Below are 565 nucleotides of genomic sequence, written 5' to 3' on the forward strand. Positions count from 1 at the left end.
ACATCCAATTTGTTCTTTGTAAGTAACTTTCGGTCCATAACACCATCTCGAATGATGATGTTAGGATTGCCTAATAAGAGATAACGTATCGATTTATTTTTTAGAGTTATAAACTCTATTCCCAACATAAGAAACGTCCACAATCCGATGGCATATAAAAAATGAAAAATCCCTACCTTATCCTCATAAATGGTATTTCCTAAAAAATCTCCAAGTACTAACACAAAAACTAAGTGAAACGGGGTTAACTGATAGATGGATGTTCTGCCTGTTATGATAATGATAAAAAATAAAGTGGCAAAACCAACGATGACTTTGATCGTCAGTAAACCAATATTGACTTCTTCCAAAGTTTTTTCCTCCAATTTAAATTTTACTTAGTTGTAAGATCTTGAGGTTTAGATAAAGAGGCTAGTTTTAGTATTAAAGCTCGAGTTACAATTCCAACAATGATGTAATATATGAATGAATATCTGTATCTCCACTCTAAATAATTAACAAGTTTGACCCACTCGCAAAAGGGTTCACCTATATAGGCATATGTTAGTGCCATAATGATCTGGGC

1 protein-coding gene is annotated in these 565 nt (G+C 32.9%); it reads right to left on the bottom strand.

Annotation, left to right across the window (positions count from 1 at the left end; all coding sequences use genetic code 11):
- Positions 1–350: DUF421 domain-containing protein (locus AC1Q59_RS24790; protein ID WP_492368532.1), on the bottom strand; the 350-nt coding region annotated here is incomplete at its 3' end.
- Between the last annotated feature and the right edge of the window lie 215 nt (positions 351–565).

It is taken from the genome of Cytobacillus sp. MT66 (assembly GCF_058792595.1).